This is a genomic window from Yersinia sp. KBS0713, from assembly GCF_005937895.2.
GTDB lineage: Bacteria > Pseudomonadota > Gammaproteobacteria > Enterobacterales > Enterobacteriaceae > Yersinia > Yersinia bercovieri.
Genome location: NZ_CP042173.1, coordinates 2,307,238 through 2,323,510, shown reverse-complemented (window position 1 = coordinate 2,323,510; position 16,273 = coordinate 2,307,238). Strand labels below are relative to the sequence as shown.

Here is a 16,273-nt window from a genome sequence, read left to right as displayed (position 1 = left end):
ACCTGATGCTAATACATATGGGGTGTTACATTGCCGGATTCGTTCCCCGGACGATGTAAATTAAAAATACCTTTTAAAGGTGAAGCTTGCCCGGTCACTGGGCGATGCAATAATAAAAACTGGAGTGGATATAAGCATGACCAACATCACGAAGAAAAGTCTCCTGGCCGCAGGCATTGTTGCTGCCTTGGGTATGATGGCTGTAGGCAATACCTTTGCAGCTAATGTGCCAGCTGGCGTACAACTGGCGGAGAAACAAGTTTTAGTCCGTAATAATGGTTCTGAACCTCAGTCACTGGACCCACATAAAATTGAAGGTGTACCAGAATCAAATATCTCACGCGATTTGTTGGAAGGGTTGGTGATTAATGATCCTAACGGCAAGATCCTGCCGGGTGCGGCAGAGAGCTGGGATAATAAAGACTTTAAAGTCTGGACTTTCCATCTTCGTAAAGATGCAAAATGGTCAAATGGTGACCCTGTAACGGCACAGGATTTTGTTTATAGCTGGCAGCGCCTGGCGGACCCTAAAACGGTTTCTCCTTATGCAAGCTATGTTCAATATGCGCATATCGCGAATATCGACGATATTATTACCGGCAAAAAATCACCTGATACTTTGGGTGTAAAAGCGTTGGATGACCATACTCTGGAAGTCACGCTGACCGAGCCAGTGCCTTATTTGGATAAACTGTTAGCTCACCCATCTATGTCTCCGGTTAATAAAACGGTGGTAGAGAAGTTTGGTGAGAAGTGGACTCAGCCACAGAACTTTGTTGGTAATGGTGCCTATAAGCTGAAAGACTGGGTCGTTAACGAACGTATCGTGTTAGAGCGCAGCCCCACTTATTGGGACAACGCGAAAACAGTGATTAATCAAGTGACTTACCTGCCGATCTCTTCTGAAGTGACTGACGTTAACCGCTATCGCAGCGGTGAAATCGACATGACTTATAATAATATGCCGATCGAGTTATTCCAGAAACTGAAAAAAGAGATCCCACAAGAAGTTCATGTTGACCCCTACCTGTGCACCTATTACTACGAAATCAATAACCAAAAAGCACCATTCACCGATGCTCGTGTTCGTGAAGCGCTGAAGCTGGGTATGGATCGCGATATCATCGTGAACAAAGTGAAAAATCAGGGTGATTTACCGGCTTATGGCTTCACCCCGCCGTACACCAGTGGTGCTGAACTGACGCCACCAGAGTGGTTTAGCTGGACACAAGAAAAACGTAATGAAGTGGCGAAGAAGTTGCTGGCAGAAGCGGGTTACACTAAAGATAAGCCATTGACATTCAACCTGTTATATAACACCTCTGACCTGCATAAGAAGCTGGCGATTGCTGCGGCATCGATCTGGAAGAAAAATCTGGGTGTTGAGGTTAAATTGGAAAATCAGGAGTGGAAAACCTTCCTCGATACTCGCCATCAAGGGACTTTCGATGTTGCCCGTGCCGGCTGGTGTGCTGACTACAATGAACCCTCTTCATTCCTGAACATGATGCTCTCTGACAGCAGTAATAATACTGTGCATTATAAAAGCCCGGCGTTTGATAAGCTGATACAAGATACGCTGAAAGTTAAATCTGAAAAAGAGCGTGCTGGTTTGTACCAACAAGCAGAGGTATTGCTGGATAAAGATTCTGCTATTGTGCCACTGTTCTATTACGTGAATGCCCGTTTAGTGAAACCTTATGTCGGTGGTTATACCGGTAAAGATCCGCTGGATAATATGCACGTTAAAGATCTTTATATTATCAAGCATTAATATCTTTGGGGCAGCCGCTTAACTGGCGTGCTGCCCTGATTGCTTGATGGTATTTGCAGTAAGAGGCTAAAGGTACAGGCAATGTTAAAATTTATTCTACGCCGCTGTCTGGAAGCGATTCCGACACTATTCATTTTGATAACCATCTCATTCTTTATGATGCGTCTCGCCCCTGGTAGTCCATTTACCGGTGAGCGTAATCTTCCACCCGAAGTGATGGCTAATATTGAGGCGAAATATCACCTCAACGACCCTGTTTATAAGCAATATTTCAATTATTTGGGTCAACTGGCACAAGGTGATCTCGGGCCTTCATTTAAATATAAAGACTACACGGTGAACGAGTTGGTTTCCGCCTCGTTTCCTGTTTCAGCTAAACTCGGATTTGCTGCATTCTTGCTCGCCGTCGTATTGGGTGTTAGTGCTGGCGTGATTGCGGCGTTAAACCAAAATACCAAGTGGGACTATACCGTCATGGGGTTTGCCATGACGGGAGTGGTGATCCCGAGTTTTGTGGTGGCACCGCTATTAGTTCTGGTTTTTGCCATTATATTGAAATGGCTACCGGGCGGTGGTTGGAACGGCGGAGCGCCGCAGTATATTATTTTACCAATGGTGGCGTTGTCATTGGCCTATATTGCCAGTATTGCGCGTATTACCCGTGGTTCAATGATTGAGGTGCTTCACTCCAACTTTATTCGCACCGCGCGCGCGAAAGGTTTACCGCTGCGCACTATCGTTTTACGCCATGCGCTAAAACCGGCACTGCTGCCCGTTTTATCCTATATGGGGCCTGCGTTTGTTGGCATTATTACCGGTTCAATGGTGATTGAAACTATTTTCGGTTTGCCGGGGATAGGCCAGCTGTTTGTTAACGGAGCGTTAAACCGCGATTACTCTCTGGTCTTGAGTTTGACCATTTTGGTCGGCGCTTTAACCATTTTATTCAATGCGATCGTGGATGTGCTCTATGCCGTTATCGATCCGAAAATCCGTTACTAGCACTGGAGCACGCCAATTATGTTGAGCAAGAAAAATAGCGAAGCTCTGGAAGTTTTCAGTGAAAAGCTGGAAGTGGAAGGGCGCAGCCTTTGGCAGGATGCCCGCCGCCGCTTTATTCATAACCGCGCGGCGATCACCAGTTTGGTGATCCTGATGTTGATTACTCTGTTTGTGATTTTTGCCCCGCTGTTAGCGCAGTTTAGCTATTCGGATACTGACTGGGGCATGATGTCAGCGGCTCCTGATCTTGAGTCCGGGCACTATTTCGGCACCGACTCCTCTGGCCGTGATCTGCTGGTTCGTGTCGCTATTGGTGGTCGAATCTCATTGATGGTGGGGGTGGCTGCGGCACTGGTTGCTGTGGTTGTCGGCACACTATATGGATCGTTATCGGGCTATTTGGGGGGGAAAGTTGACTCCCTGATGATGCGCTTGCTGGAGATCCTGAACTCATTTCCGTTTATGTTTTTCGTTATTCTGCTGGTGACCTTCTTCGGTCAGAATATTCTACTGATATTCGTGGCGATCGGTATGGTCTCCTGGCTAGATATGGCGCGTATTGTTCGTGGGCAGACATTAAGCCTGAAGCGGAAGGAGTTTATTGAAGCGGCACTAGTGGGGGGTGTTTCCACGCGTAATATCGTCTTGCGTCATATCGTCCCGAACGTTTTGGGCGTGGTGGTGGTGTATGCTTCTTTGCTGGTTCCCAGCATGATTTTGTTTGAATCTTTCCTGAGTTTCCTCGGTTTAGGCACACAAGAGCCACTCAGTAGTTGGGGGGCATTGTTGAGTGATGGTGCCAACTCAATGGAGGTCTCCCCATGGTTACTGATGTTTCCTGCCGGATTTCTGGTCGTGACTCTGTTCTGTTTTAACTTTATCGGCGATGGCTTGCGTGATGCCCTCGACCCGAAAGATCGCTGAGGAGTAGCACCATGACGACTATTGATAATCACTCTGCTGTTCAGCAATCTGCGTTGTTGGAACAAAAAGTTCTGTTGGATGTAAAAGATCTCACCGTGACCTTTGGTACCCCGGATGGTGATGTGACTGCCGTCAATGCACTCAATTTTGATCTACGTGCCGGGGAAACATTAGGCATTGTGGGCGAATCCGGTTCTGGCAAATCGCAAACAGCTTTTGCCTTGATGGGGCTGCTCGCCAGTAATGGCCGGATAGGCGGCTCGGCGAAGTTTAATGGCCGGGAGATCTTAAATCTGCCAGAGAAACAGTTGAACCGTTTGCGGGCCGAAGAGATCTCGATGATTTTCCAGGACCCAATGACCTCACTGAATCCTTATATGCGGGTGGGGGAGCAGCTAATGGAAGTGCTGCAACTGCATAAAAAGATGAGTAAAAGTGAAGCGTTCGAGGAGTCAATCCGCATGTTGGATGCGGTAAAAATGCCGGAAGCACGTAAACGTATGCGCATGTATCCACATGAATTCTCTGGCGGTATGCGCCAGCGGGTGATGATTGCGATGGCGCTGCTGTGTCGGCCTAAGTTATTGATTGCTGATGAACCTACCACCGCACTGGACGTTACAGTTCAGGCTCAAATCATGACTTTGCTGAATGAACTAAAGCGTGAGTTCAATACCGCGATCATCATGATCACCCATGATTTGGGGGTGGTTGCCGGTATCTGTAATAAAGTTTTGGTGATGTATGCAGGGCGAACGATGGAGTATGGTCAGGCCCGCGATCTGTTTTATCACCCAAGCCACCCTTATTCTATTGGTCTGCTGAATGCGGTTCCTCGTCTGGATGCCGAAGGCGATGCTTTGATGACGATACCGGGTAATCCGCCGAATTTACTGCGCTTGCCGAAAGGGTGTCCGTTCCAGCCCCGTTGCCAATATGCCATGGATCGCTGCGCTACGGCACCCGCATTGGAGCATTTTGGTGAAGGCCGTTTACGCGCCTGCTACAAGCCAGTAGGGGAGTTGGTATGAGTGCCATGACAGAGAAGAGAGTTTTGTTGGAGGTGGCCGACCTGAAAGTTCATTTTGATATTCAGGACGGTAAGCAGTGGTTCTGGCAACCCGCAAAAACATTGAAAGCCGTTGATGGCGTGACACTGCGTCTGTATGAAGGTGAAACTCTCGGTGTGGTGGGTGAGTCAGGTTGTGGTAAATCGACTTTTGCGCGCGCCATTATTGGCTTGGTGAAAGCAACTGGCGGCAGTGTGGCATGGTTAGGTAAAGATTTACTTAACATGAATGCGACCGAGTGGCGCGACATCCGCAGTGATATTCAGATGATATTCCAAGACCCATTGGCATCACTGAATCCGCGCATGACGATTGGCGAAATCATTGCTGAGCCACTGCGGACTTACCATCCCAAAATGCCGCGCCAAGAGGTCAAAGATAAAGTCAAAACGATGATGCTGAAGGTTGGCTTGTTGCCAAACTTAATCAACCGCTATCCCCATGAGTTTTCTGGGGGTCAGTGTCAACGTATTGGTATTGCCCGCGCGTTGATTCTTGAGCCGAAGCTGGTGATTTGTGATGAGCCGGTCTCTGCGCTGGATGTGTCAATTCAGGCGCAAGTGGTGAACTTGTTGCAGCAATTGCAGCGCGAAATGGGATTATCACTGATTTTTATTGCCCATGATTTGGCGGTGGTAAAACATATCTCTGATCGCGTTTTGGTGATGTATCTCGGTCATGCTGTTGAGTTGGGCACTTATGATGAGGTGTATCATAATCCGCAGCACCCTTATACCAAGGCGCTGATGTCGGCAGTGCCCATTCCTGATCCAGATAAGGAGAGGGCGAAAGTTATTCAGTTGCTGGAGGGGGAGTTGCCTTCGCCGATTAACCCGCCATCGGGTTGTGTGTTTCGGACTCGCTGCCCCATTGCCGGGCCAGAATGTGCGAAAACCCGCCCATTGCTGGAAGGTAGTTTCCGTCATGCAGTCTCTTGTCTGAAAGTTGATCCGCTATAAAGGGGTGATGCCGGCTGTCATTACCCAATAAAAAAAAACTCCCCGCCAAATAGATGACGGGGAGTTTTTTACTCTTTATGACTTTATAAACTTATGGTTTTATAACATGCTGACGCTATAAAAACCTATGACTCAATAGAGCAACCATTGTGCTGGTGTGATTACTCTTTCCACAAAATATGGCACAGCTTATGGTCTTTTTCGCGGCATAAGAGAACACGGGCAAAGATATCGTTAATCTCTTCGCCATCACTGTCCGCCAGCCCAATAACCACTTCGGCGAAAAAGTCAGGGTTCAAATCAAAATCGACATGTTCCTGCCAATCTTCTGCGGGGTCAAACAGCTCGGCGCCGCCGCGCTCTTCAAACTGAAGGTTAAACAATAAAATATCAGCTGGGTCGAGATTATCACCCGCCAGCTCGAGAAAAATATCGTAGGCCTGTTCCAGTGTTTCATCTTCAGTCAGGCGGTTATTAAGATCCATTGAGCTTGGCTCTGGTGCATTCTGGTCCATGTGCAGCTTCCCATTTATCATTGGCAGATTGCGCTCATTAAAACACTCCCAAGGCCGCTTTTACAATTATTATGCGGTTTGACGGCGATAACTCAGAGCATCTTCATTAAGCCGCCATGAACGGCTTGACGTTTTATAATAGTGGGCTGAAGAAGTAGAATAGTCGCTCAGTGACACGGTGCCAGAGAGGGCGCTTATTCCACAGCTCGCCATCTAATAACACCGAGCGGGCAATATAGTCGTCTTGCACTTGCGCTAAATCAGCACCAAAGCCGTCATCGTCAATGACCAGTGTGACTTCAAAGTTCAGCCATAAGCTGCGCATATCCAAATTGACGGTTCCCACCAGGCTCAGTTGACCATCGACCAGCACACTCTTGCTGTGCAACAGTCCGCCTTCAAACTGGTAAATTTTGACCCCAGCATCCAGTAATTCCGAAAAGAAAGCTCTGCTTGCCCAGCGGACCATCATCGAGTCATTTTCTCGCGGCACGATAATACTGACATCGACACCACGCTGTGCGGCGGTACAGATAGCATGCAGCAAGTCATCGCTCGGCACAAAATAGGGGGTGGTCATGATTAACTGTTCGCGAGCCGCATACACGGCCGTTAACAGTGCCTGATGAATCATCTCTTCAGGGAAGCCGGGGCCGGAGGCGATAACCTGAATGGTATGGCCGCTCTCCTCTTCAAACGGCATAATCGGGTTATCCGGTGGGGGCGGCAAAATACGTTTACCGGTCTCAATCTCCCAGTCACAGGCATACACGATGCCCATGGTGGTTGCCACCGGGCCTTCCATCCGCGCCATCATGTCAATCCACTGGCCCACCCCGGCATCTTGCTTGAAGAAGCGTGGATCAACCATATTCATGCTGCCGGTATAGGCCACATAGTTATCAATCAGGACGATTTTGCGATGCTGGCGTAAATCCATGCGGCGCAGAAAGACACGAAATACATTCACTTTGAGCGCTTCGACCACCTCAATCCCGGCATTGCGCATCATGGCGGGATATGGGGTGCGGAAGAATTGCTGGCTACCGGCAGAGTCGAGCATCAATCGGCAATGGACCCCACGGCGGGCTGCGGACATTAAGGATTCGGCAACCTGATCAACCAGGCCGCCGGGTTGCCAGATATAAAACACCATCTCTATGTTGTGGCGGGCTAATTCAATGTCACGTACCAGCGCTTTTAAGGTGTCATCAGTGGTGGTCAATAGCTGTAGTTGATTGCCTTTAACGCCACTGATGCCCTGGCGGCGCTCGCAGAGTTGAAATAGTGGCGTGGCGACTTCGCTATTGGAAGTGGCAAAAATGTGTTGGCAGTCCTTCAGTTCACTCAGCCAACGCGCGGTAGAGGGCCACATTGCTTTCGCTCGTTCGGCACGGCGTTTACCAAGATGAAGCTCCCCAAACGAGAGGTATGCGATTATTCCGACCAACGGCAGAATATAGATAACAAGCAGCCATGCCATGGCCGAAGGAACGGTTCTGCGCTTCATGAGAATACGCAAGGTTACCCCGGCAATGAGCAACCAATAGCCAAAAACTGAGAGCCAGCTGATCACGGTATAAAATGTTGTCATGAGGGCGGAAGTCCTGTTCACAAACGGTCAATAAAGAGTGTACGCACAGTATGGCAAAGGCGAAACCTTTAAGCAGAGATATTGCTGGATAAAATCTTTTAACCTAAAGGACTTGCAATGGGTAATAAAATAATTGAGCGGTGCATTTGGCTATTTTTAGACCACCTATGGGGCTATCCAGGTGAAGAGAAATAGGCCATTTACGCTAAATAGAGGATTTCACCCAACAGCGACTTGGCTGAGGAGATGAAAGGTTTATAATAGCCCAGTTCTCAGCTATGGAAGAGTTGTTTCATGAGACGGAGTAAAAATGAGGTGGGTCGCTGGCGTATGCTGCGGCAAAATCAGCGTCGAAGAAGTCGCTGGCTTGAAGGGCAATCACGGCGTTATCGTCATATCTACAGCATTAGACAGCGCAATGAACACCAGCATCGCAGGTCGCTATTGTTCACGGTTGCTTATGAGTGGTGATGCGCTGAGGTGGTAATAAAAACAGTCTCTTTATGAGGCTGTTTTTGTTTTATTCAGGATAAACACCAGAGGCTTAATCGCTTTTCGCCCCCCGGTTGACCCTATAGTCTTTTTCATTGTCAGGTCACTTTAGCTGTTCTTGTAAATAGAACGTTGCCAGCTTTGGATTCAGTGATGATATTTTCCACTTTAAATGGCGAACTTTTTCGCAGAAAAAACACACCTATCCTAAATTAGAAAAATACGACAATTCCTATGTCGCTATTAATAATAAATGGTGCAACATAGTAGATTATCAGTTTATTTCACATAAGAATGACATCGCGCTACTCTCTATATTAGGCCGCTTCGTTCTGATCGTTCAGTTTCAGGGGTGTTACTGTTTGGTTGTTCGAAGCGGCCATTCCCCTCAGTAAAATATATAATTATGCAATTATAAGTTTGTTAATCGTCGTGTTTAAGTAATATTTCCTATCTATCAATGGGTTGATTTTAATTTCTGTTTTTTTGGTTAGCACTTTTCATCGATTTTAGTGATCAATAATAAAAAATTGATCAATTTTATCAATTGATCAATACTGCTATCCTGATTAAATAAAAGGATTTTACTGTGGATAGCAGGCTAGACATTGCAGTCGATTGCTCTTTTATCTGTGAGCCTGTTTACAGGCAAAATGGTAAGTTATTTGCTGTTGAGTTATTGAGTCGGTTTACGACAACCTCTTTTAAATCGCCCATTTATACTGAGCGTTTTCTGCATCAACTTAATGCTCAGATGAAGACTAAATTGTTATGTGACCAATTATTCGCGGTCACCATTCACCAGCGATGGTTTATTGATCACCAAATAATACTCTCGATAAATATAGATTTTGATATGGCACAGGCTGTGCTGGACGACAAGCAGATCATCTCGTTGTTAGGATCGATGCCCTTTATCCGGCTAGAGATAATGGAGAGTTTTCCCAATCTCAGTGAGGGGCCGAAGAATACACTATTAAGTAAGTTGGCTGAACGATACGCATTATGGTTAGACGATTTTGGCAGTGGTAATTCTCACCTGGCGGCGGTCTCCAGTGGCTTCTTTGAGTGCGTTAAAGTGGATAAGCAATTTTATTGGCAATGGGCGGGGAGTGTCACGTTCGAAAATCTTGTCACGCGACTGCGTGATCATTGCCAGTGCGTGATAGTCGAGGGGGTAGAGACTCGCCAGCAGTTTATCCAATTAGCCGATATCGGCGTTGATGCAATGCAAGGTTACTTATTTAATTCATTGCCGCTGAGTGATGTTCATCGGTTACCACTAGAGTAAATCTGAATTTTTGCTCATAGGACATGAGCTTAGGGGGCTTTTGCTGCGAATATCACAGTTATATAACGCGGTTCGGCGGATGATATCATCCCTATTACAGCAAAGGCTTATCGTTCATGTCTCAATATAAATTAGCTAAAACCGTATTCTTCGGGGATTTGAAAGTCAGCACCGCGCTTTATAAGTACGAAATTTATTGTGAAGAGTCTGAGCTGATCTACCACGCCGCTATTTATGCTGAACAAGTCATTGCTGCTGGCAAGCACACTTATCCTGTCTGGGTAAGAAAAGATCATATGATATTAAAATCACCGGCGCACATGCTGGATAAAGCCGTTGATGCCTGCGAAGAGCACTGGTTGAAGCACTACAAAGTTTAGCGCTTTGATAGGGGCAGGCGCAGGTATCAATAAGGCGCAATGATAAAAGTACGCCTGGGTTCAGGCGTACTGATTAATGCAGCATCTATGATGTCGGTGAGAGGTTAGTCAAACAGATCTGACAGAAAACTTCTCTTCTTGTAGGGCTTGGATTTTGAATAGCCGTGATGATCGCGGTCACTGTTATCGGCGTAAGGGGCGGCAGCCGCCGGAGCTGGTGTGCTCTCAACTGATTTTTCGATGATTTTATCGAGTTCCCCACGATCTAGCCAGACACCCCGACAGTTTGGGCAATAATCAATCTCAATACTTTTACGTTCAGACATCACCAGTTGGGTATCTTTGCATACTGGACACTGCATAGTCTTCATCTCCGTATTTAACAAAATGACTCAAGGTCACGCTACAAAAAGTGATATCAGATTAGACACTGATTCTCAGTAATGATAAGTAAAGATGATTAAAGAGATGTAATCGCCTGGCGGGATAGGGCCGCTGGGGAGTTAGCGGCCCTTAGAGACGAGGATGACTCAGAATACGCGCTTATAGGGTTTGACTATCACCGATTGGTAAACCCCTGCGGCGACATAAGGTTCTTGCTCGGCCCAGGTTTCGGCCTCGTGTTGTGAGGCAAACTCGGCTATCACGGTAGAACCGGTGAATCCAGCAGCACCGGGGTCGGCGCTGTCGATGGCCGGATTAGGGCCGGCAGTCAGTAGACGCCCTTGATCCTGTAATGCCTGTAAACGCGCTAAATGAGCAGGGCGCACGGATAAACGCTTCTCAAGTGAATCAGGGAGATCAGTGGCAAAGATTACATACAGCATGTTTCACCTTTCAAATTTATATACTCGTTATACGCCAGCTTTCAATGGGGTTGGCGATAGGGGCATCCCAGCCAGCTATTTAGCGCTCCATAACAGCATGTTCAATCGATAAATTCAATCAAGTGCTAAATGGGTGATATTGCCGACGGGCAGGTGAGTACCGCGAGGGTTAATGATGAAATAAAATGATAACTGACGGTAAACAGAAAGTGTTATTTCGTTGCTATCGTCGTTTAAAGCACCATTTAAGGTTTAGGGGTAAGATTGTTTGCTGTTGCGTATTGAATATGATTGCTATTTGCATTTAAACTTAGCTGCATTAGAGGATACTCAATTATTATGCAGCTAAATAAATTTTTCCTGGGTCGACGGCTTACGTGGCCTATCGCATTTTCAGTCGGGTTACATGGCAGTGTGGTTGCGGCATTACTCTATGTTTCGGTAGATCAAATGAGTGTACAGCCGGAAATAGAGGATGCACCCATTGCGGTGACTATGGTCAATATTGCTGCCTTTGCTGCACCCCAACCTGCGGCGGCAGAGCCACAGGCCGAGCCTGAACCTGAACCGGTTGAAGAAGCACCACCTGAACCTGAAGTGCTGCCAGAACCTGTTCCGGTGCCCATTCCTGAACCGGTAAAACCAAAACCGAAACCTAAGCCAAAACCGGTGAAAAAAGAGGTTAAAAAGCCGGAAGTGAAGAGAACAGAAGCACCGCCGGACGACCAGCCATTTAAGTCGGATGAGCCAGCTTTGGTGGCTAATAATGCACCGGTAAAATCGGCCCCGAAAGCCGCAGCACCGGGGGCCTCTACCACCGCCGGGCCAAAAGCATTGAGCAAGGCGAAGCCCACCTATCCAGCAAGAGCGCTGGCGTTAGGGGTCGAAGGGCAGGTGAAAGTCCAGTATGACATTGACTCAGATGGCCGTGTCACCAATGTGCGTATTCTGGAAGCCACTCCGCGTAATACCTTTGAGCGCGAAGTGAAGCAAGTGATGCGCAAATGGCGCTTTGAAGCGGTTGCTGCCAAAGATTATGTCACCACCATCGTCTTTAAGATTGGTGGCAATATGGAGATGGATTAACCGACCACAAGATACTCGGTCACCAGCCATATTCGGTCATCAGGTATACTCGGTTATAAAAGCAGAAGGGTCGCTGTTAGGGCGACCCTTCTGACATCACTACTCTTTGCTTTGCCGCTATTGGGTGGCGCCAACCTCAAAATTCCCTCGGCCATCAGGCAGCCCACGGGCTTTACCTGCATCATCCACGGCCACATAGGTAAACACCGCTTCTGTGGCGCGATAGCGCTGACCAATTGGCTCGGAAGAGACCTTTTTCACCCAGACTTCAATATTGATAGTAATGGAGCTACGGCCGGTTTTAATACAGCGCGCATAGCAACAGACCACATCACCCACCGCGACCGGTTTGAGGAAAGTCATGCCATCAACTCTTACTGTGACAACGCGGCCATGTGCTATCTCTTTGGCCTGAATGGCACCACCAATGTCCATTTGCGACATTAACCAGCCACCGAAGATATCGCCATTGGCATTGGTATCTGCGGGCATAGCAAGGGTGCGAAGTACTAATTCACCGTTAGGTAATGATTGCTCACCGCGAGGTGATAGTTGTTCCTGAGTCATCTCTGCCTGCTTGTTAACCTGAGTCATTGGCGCGGCGAGACTATTTACCCCCGGCAACGCCAATGACTTTAGCTATTTGTTATTTGAAATTATGACTTTTTCTGCTCTTCCGGCATATGCCGATAGATATAAACGCCACTGATAAGGGTGAATACCAGAGTCAGCGCGGTTAAGCCAAACACTTTAAAGTTCACCCAGATATCTTGTGGTAACCAGAACGCCACATAGATGTTCAGCAGGCCACAGGCCAGGAAGAAGAGTGCCCATGCCATATTGAGTGTTGACCAGACCGCATCAGGCAGTGTCAGCTCTTTACCGAGCATCCGCTGAATCAATGGTTTGTTCATAAACCATTGGCTTACCAACAAGGCGACGGCAAACAGCGCATACAGCACCGTCACTTTCCATTTAATGAATAGGTCGCTGTGGAATGCCAGCGTCAAGGTGCCAAATACCAACACCATTGCGGCGGTGATTAGCGTCATCTTCTCTACCTTGCGGAATTTTAGCCAGGTAAAGGCCAGCGCCAATAGTGTTGCGACAATCAATGCCCCTGAGGCGACAAAAATGTCATACATCTTGTAGAAAACGAAAAATACGACCAATGGGAGAAAATCTAAAAGTTGCTTCATGAATCAATCCATCATTTGTACACCGCCCGACTATACCGGATTCAGTGAGGTGAGGGTACTAGCGGTAAAACGCTATTATCCTTAATTATCTGCCGGAATGCGCGCTCTGCCAGCGGAATTTGCAGAAACTTACGATAAACAAGTAACAGTTATTGTCCGCATATTGCTAGTGATGCATTTACCCAGCATGATAAGTAATAAATATTGGGTTAAGGGTTGATGGAGTCAATATGCAGAGAAAATCACTTCGGCAATGGATGCCAGGTTTGACCCAATTAATGGCTTATGAACGTGACTGGCTCAAACCCGATCTCAGGGCGGGGTTATCCGTGGCGGCAGTGGCACTTCCTATTGCCATTGCCTATGCCGAATTGACCGGTGTCAGTGCCGCTGTCGGCTTATATTCATGTATTTTGCCGATGATTGCGTACGCATTTTTTGGTTCATCACGGCAATTGATTGTTGGGCCAGATGCCGCGACTTGTGCGGTGATAGCCGCCGTAGTGGCCCCTCTGGCGGCAGGGAGCAGCGAGGTTCACTGGCAGTTAACCATCATGATGACACTAATGATGGGGACATGGTGTCTGGTGGCCAGCCGCTTCAAGCTGGGGGCATTGGCTGATCTATTATCGCGCCCCATCCTGACCGGCTTACTAAATGGTGTGGCGATTACCATTATTGTCGATCAGTTGGGTAAGGTCTTTGGTTTTATGACCCGCCCGCCACAACTGATTGAGCGGGTTTTGGCGCTCCCCCATAATTTGTATAACAGTCATCTGCCCACGGTCGCCATTTCGCTGCTGACTTTTGTGGTGCTGTATGGCGTCAAATGGTTACGACCCAACTGGCCTGCGCCGTTGCTGGCGATTGTTATCGCGACCTTCGTCTCCTGGGCTGCCAATATGGCGCAATTTGGCGTCGCGGTGGTCGGTGGATTTGACGGCGGACTGCCGATGGTACATTGGCCTGATTTCCAACCGGGTTTGTTGCGCGACATGGTTATTCCGGCCCTGAACCTTGCGGTGGTCAGTTTTGTTAGCATGATGCTGACTGCCCGCAGCTTTGCCGCCAAAAATGGCTATGAGGTGGATGCGGATGTAGAACTGCGCGCCTTGGGTATTAGCAATATTGTCTCCGCGTTATCCCAAGGTTTTGCTATCAGTGGTGCCAGTACCCGCACTGCGGTGAATGATGCTAATAATGGTAAGAGCCAACTGGTGTCGATTATTGCCGCGCTGGTCATTGCGATGGTGCTGCTGTTTTTAACCCGCCCACTGCAATTTATTCCCATCGCGGCACTGGGTGTCGTGCTGATTTATGCCGCCTGGTCACTACTGGGATTTCGCAGTTTATGGCAGTTGCGGAAACGTAATACCCAGGCTTTCTATCTGGCGATTTTTACCTTTGTCAGTGTGGTATTGGTCGGGGTAATTAGTGGCATCGGTTTAGCGGTATTATTGGGTTTATTACAATTCTTACGCACCGTATTCCGCCCGACAGAGCAGCTATTAGGGGTGAATGCCGATGGTATGATTCATTCAATGCGCAGCGGAAATGGCATTAAACCTGTGCCTGGGGTGATGATTTATCGTTTTAACTCACCACTGACCTATTTTAACGTGGCCTATTTTAAGCGGCGTATTCTAAATTTGGTCGATAGCACCCCTCATCCGGCGGATTGGGTGGTCATTGATGCGGTGGCCAGTTTCACCTATGCCGACATCAGTGTTCTGGCGGCGATCGATGAGCTTAAACGTGATCTGAAACAGCGCAATATTAAGTTGATATTGGCGGGGCGACGCACCGAACTGACCCGCTGGTTCCGTATTAATCGGCTGAAAAGTCATGACGATGACCTGATTTTGGTGCCGGATCTCTATCTGGCACTGAAGCTCATTCAGAGTAAACAGCGGGTCGCCGAGAAGCACGAATCAGCAGCTGATCCAGAGCCTGAAATCAGTTAGCCGGTTGAGCCAGGGGCGTGTTAACAGGGGTTAAACCGTAAAAAAGGGCCGTAATGGCCCTTTTGCAGACTGCTGACAAAGTTGATAAGCGGGGAAATGTGCCGAATGGGTCGTAACGGCGTGAGCCGTCGGAGCGCCCATCGGTGCAGTCGCCCCGCCTGTTGCGGAGTGACAAAATAGGTTTGTCAACAACCTCCTTTTGTCACTTTATCTGTAGCGATATTTACGCGGTAACATCTGTTGGCCGCAACAACATATATAAGCGGAACAGATAGACCAGTAACAGTGCAGAGACCAGATTGCTCAGTGCACTTAAAACAACTGTCGCAATAGGGGTTGGCAGAGCCGTTAGGTGGCTTACCAGATACAGCAAAATCAATTTGGCTGCTATCCACAACATCATGGCCGGGACAATCAACCGGACATTGGCGAAGGCCAATTTAGTGCTGGCTTTGATTGCGGCAAAAACACCCATCTTTTCAGTGGTTACAATCACCGGCGACAACGACAGCGCGACGGCAATAACCACACCGGGCACGATAAACATCGTCAACCCTAGCTGAATCAACAAGGTGCCGATAAACATCAGCAGCAGTAAGCGAGGCAGAATAGGGACAGAAATCCCAATCGCCTGTAGTGCACTCACCCGTCGGCCCTGAGAGACCATCGAGATTAGCGTTAACATTCCACCCACTAATAGTACGTTACCGACTAATGCGGAGAAGGTTGCCGCTGCAGAGACCTTAAGCAGTACCATCTGCTGCTCAGGTGTCATTTGCGAGACTATCTCACTGATGCTGACAGTTGCCGATGAGGTAATATCGCTTTCCGTGGTATTTAACAGATTCAGTTGTTCAGTATCAGGGATAAAAGCCTGATTTAACATGACGGTAATGAACGCAGTCAGTAGGGCCAGTAACAGGATCGCTGGCAGCTGATTACGTAAAAAGTTAAAACTGTCACGGTATAAAGTGTTAGCCGTGATAGGCATGAAAACTCCTTGGGGTCGAAAAAATAGTGCTTAGCTAATGATTATACCTTGTTATGGCGCGTGATGGGACACTGAGATTGGCCGACGACTGATTTCTTCTAATCTAATTACCTTGACGTTATCAATAGGTAACGGTGGCAACCCATAGTGCGCGCGGGCGCGATCGCAGGATGGATTATGGCTATCGCCTTCGCCTGAGCGCTCA

At 47.9% G+C, this 16,273-nt stretch carries 17 protein-coding genes; 10 read left to right on the top strand and 7 right to left on the bottom strand.

The window, feature by feature from the left end:
• The first annotated feature begins 136 nt into the window (after window positions 1–136).
• The 5 genes from oppA to oppF all read left to right on the top strand — a co-directional run bounded on the left by oppA (window position 137) and on the right by oppF (window position 5,729).
• A complete protein-coding gene (gene oppA / locus FFE93_RS10820) occupies window positions 137–1,774 on the top strand; it encodes an oligopeptide ABC transporter substrate-binding protein OppA (protein ID WP_057647586.1) in 1,638 nt (545 codons plus the stop codon).
• A gap of 81 nt (window positions 1,775–1,855) precedes the next feature.
• Window positions 1,856–2,776, top strand: coding sequence for an oligopeptide ABC transporter permease OppB (gene oppB, locus FFE93_RS10815; protein WP_005277516.1), 921 nt, complete (start codon window positions 1,856–1,858; stop codon window positions 2,774–2,776).
• Between the two features lie 15 nt (window positions 2,777–2,791).
• The gene (gene oppC / locus FFE93_RS10810; protein WP_049600517.1) at window positions 2,792–3,700 is read left to right on the top strand and encodes an oligopeptide ABC transporter permease OppC; all 909 of its coding nucleotides are present in this window, start codon (window positions 2,792–2,794) and stop codon (window positions 3,698–3,700) included.
• An 11-nt stretch (window positions 3,701–3,711) separates the two neighbouring features.
• Window positions 3,712–4,731 (top strand): ABC transporter ATP-binding protein, encoded by a 1,020-nt coding sequence (locus FFE93_RS10805; protein WP_049600515.1) that lies wholly within the window; start codon window positions 3,712–3,714, stop codon window positions 4,729–4,731.
• Window positions 4,728–5,729, top strand: a complete 1,002-nt coding sequence (oppF, locus tag FFE93_RS10800) for a murein tripeptide/oligopeptide ABC transporter ATP binding protein OppF (protein ID WP_032898559.1) — start codon at window positions 4,728–4,730, stop codon at window positions 5,727–5,729. The genes FFE93_RS10805 and oppF overlap by 4 nt, the downstream gene beginning before the upstream one ends.
• A 161-nt stretch (window positions 5,730–5,890) precedes the next feature.
• Here the strand turns inward: oppF and FFE93_RS10795 are convergent, their stop codons facing one another.
• Together FFE93_RS10795 and cls are read right to left on the bottom strand one after the other, a co-directional pair.
• Window positions 5,891–6,214: an HI1450 family dsDNA-mimic protein gene (locus FFE93_RS10795; protein WP_032898566.1), complete on the bottom strand. Its 324-nt coding sequence runs from the start codon at window positions 6,212–6,214 to the stop codon at window positions 5,891–5,893.
• 163 nt (window positions 6,215–6,377) lie between these two features.
• The gene (gene cls, locus FFE93_RS10790) at window positions 6,378–7,838 is read right to left on the bottom strand and encodes a cardiolipin synthase (protein ID WP_005277507.1); all 1,461 of its coding nucleotides are present in this window, start codon (window positions 7,836–7,838) and stop codon (window positions 6,378–6,380) included.
• Window positions 7,839–8,132: 294 nt separating this feature from the next.
• Here cls and FFE93_RS10785 point away from each other — a divergent pair, with 294 nt between their 5' ends.
• The 3 genes from FFE93_RS10785 to FFE93_RS10775 all read left to right on the top strand — a co-directional run bounded on the left by FFE93_RS10785 (window position 8,133) and on the right by FFE93_RS10775 (window position 10,001).
• Window positions 8,133–8,309: a YciY family protein gene (locus FFE93_RS10785; RefSeq protein ID WP_071984843.1), complete on the top strand. Its 177-nt coding sequence runs from the start codon at window positions 8,133–8,135 to the stop codon at window positions 8,307–8,309.
• A gap of 610 nt (window positions 8,310–8,919) precedes the next feature.
• Complete coding sequence (locus FFE93_RS10780; RefSeq protein WP_005277505.1) at window positions 8,920–9,621, top strand: EAL domain-containing protein; 702 nt, start codon at window positions 8,920–8,922, stop codon at window positions 9,619–9,621.
• Window positions 9,622–9,737: 116 nt separating this feature from the next.
• The gene (locus FFE93_RS10775; protein ID WP_004875183.1) at window positions 9,738–10,001 is read left to right on the top strand and encodes a hypothetical protein; all 264 of its coding nucleotides are present in this window, start codon (window positions 9,738–9,740) and stop codon (window positions 9,999–10,001) included.
• 104 nt (window positions 10,002–10,105) lie between these two features.
• Here the strand turns inward: FFE93_RS10775 and FFE93_RS10770 are convergent, their stop codons facing one another.
• Window positions 10,106–10,363: a zf-TFIIB domain-containing protein gene (locus tag FFE93_RS10770; protein ID WP_138775122.1), complete on the bottom strand. Its 258-nt coding sequence runs from the start codon at window positions 10,361–10,363 to the stop codon at window positions 10,106–10,108.
• Between the two features lie 168 nt (window positions 10,364–10,531).
• Window positions 10,532–10,828: a YciI family protein gene (locus tag FFE93_RS10765; RefSeq protein WP_138775121.1), complete on the bottom strand. Its 297-nt coding sequence runs from the start codon at window positions 10,826–10,828 to the stop codon at window positions 10,532–10,534.
• Between the two features lie 339 nt (window positions 10,829–11,167).
• On the opposite strand from FFE93_RS10765, the gene tonB reads away from it, so the two are divergent.
• Window positions 11,168–11,914, top strand: a complete 747-nt coding sequence (gene tonB, locus FFE93_RS10760; RefSeq protein ID WP_138775120.1) for a TonB system transport protein TonB — start codon at window positions 11,168–11,170, stop codon at window positions 11,912–11,914.
• A 117-nt stretch (window positions 11,915–12,031) separates the two neighbouring features.
• Here the strand turns inward: tonB and yciA are convergent, their stop codons facing one another.
• Together yciA and FFE93_RS10750 are read right to left on the bottom strand one after the other, a co-directional pair.
• Window positions 12,032–12,481 carry an acyl-CoA thioester hydrolase YciA gene (gene yciA / locus FFE93_RS10755; protein WP_049600565.1) on the bottom strand — a complete coding sequence of 150 codons (450 nt, stop codon included), beginning with the start codon at window positions 12,479–12,481 and terminating at the stop codon, window positions 12,032–12,034.
• An 89-nt stretch (window positions 12,482–12,570) separates the two neighbouring features.
• Window positions 12,571–13,113, bottom strand: coding sequence for a septation protein A (locus FFE93_RS10750; RefSeq protein WP_032898558.1), 543 nt, complete (start codon window positions 13,111–13,113; stop codon window positions 12,571–12,573).
• A 230-nt stretch (window positions 13,114–13,343) separates the two neighbouring features.
• On the opposite strand from FFE93_RS10750, the gene FFE93_RS10745 reads away from it, so the two are divergent.
• The gene (locus tag FFE93_RS10745) at window positions 13,344–15,077 is read left to right on the top strand and encodes a SulP family inorganic anion transporter (RefSeq protein WP_032898555.1); all 1,734 of its coding nucleotides are present in this window, start codon (window positions 13,344–13,346) and stop codon (window positions 15,075–15,077) included.
• Window positions 15,078–15,300: 223 nt separating this feature from the next.
• On the opposite strand, the gene FFE93_RS10740 is transcribed toward FFE93_RS10745, so the two are convergent.
• Window positions 15,301–16,068, bottom strand: coding sequence for a YciC family protein (locus FFE93_RS10740; RefSeq protein WP_005279985.1), 768 nt, complete (start codon window positions 16,066–16,068; stop codon window positions 15,301–15,303).
• Between the last annotated feature and the right edge of the window lie 205 nt (window positions 16,069–16,273).

Coding starts and splice junctions, on each gene's coding strand:
- oppA (WP_057647586.1), top strand. CDS start 137: ATGACCAACATCACGAAGAAAAGTCTCCTGGCCGCAGGCATTGTTGCT.
- oppB (WP_005277516.1), top strand. CDS start 1,856: ATGTTAAAATTTATTCTACGCCGCTGTCTGGAAGCGATTCCGACACTA.
- FFE93_RS10805 (WP_049600515.1), top strand. CDS start 3,712: ATGACGACTATTGATAATCACTCTGCTGTTCAGCAATCTGCGTTGTTG.
- oppF (WP_032898559.1), top strand. CDS start 4,728: ATGAGTGCCATGACAGAGAAGAGAGTTTTGTTGGAGGTGGCCGACCTG.
- FFE93_RS10795 (WP_032898566.1), bottom strand. CDS start 6,214: ATGGATCTTAATAACCGCCTGACTGAAGATGAAACACTGGAACAGGCC.
- cls (WP_005277507.1), bottom strand. CDS start 7,838: ATGACAACATTTTATACCGTGATCAGCTGGCTCTCAGTTTTTGGCTAT.
- FFE93_RS10785 (WP_071984843.1), top strand. CDS start 8,133: ATGAGACGGAGTAAAAATGAGGTGGGTCGCTGGCGTATGCTGCGGCAA.
- FFE93_RS10775 (WP_004875183.1), top strand. CDS start 9,738: ATGTCTCAATATAAATTAGCTAAAACCGTATTCTTCGGGGATTTGAAA.
- FFE93_RS10770 (WP_138775122.1), bottom strand. CDS start 10,363: ATGCAGTGTCCAGTATGCAAAGATACCCAACTGGTGATGTCTGAACGT.
- FFE93_RS10765 (WP_138775121.1), bottom strand. CDS start 10,828: ATGCTGTATGTAATCTTTGCCACTGATCTCCCTGATTCACTTGAGAAG.
- tonB (WP_138775120.1), top strand. CDS start 11,168: ATGCAGCTAAATAAATTTTTCCTGGGTCGACGGCTTACGTGGCCTATC.
- yciA (WP_049600565.1), bottom strand. CDS start 12,481: ATGACTCAGGAACAACTATCACCTCGCGGTGAGCAATCATTACCTAAC.
- FFE93_RS10750 (WP_032898558.1), bottom strand. CDS start 13,113: ATGAAGCAACTTTTAGATTTTCTCCCATTGGTCGTATTTTTCGTTTTC.
- FFE93_RS10745 (WP_032898555.1), top strand. CDS start 13,344: ATGCAGAGAAAATCACTTCGGCAATGGATGCCAGGTTTGACCCAATTA.
- FFE93_RS10740 (WP_005279985.1), bottom strand. CDS start 16,068: ATGCCTATCACGGCTAACACTTTATACCGTGACAGTTTTAACTTTTTA.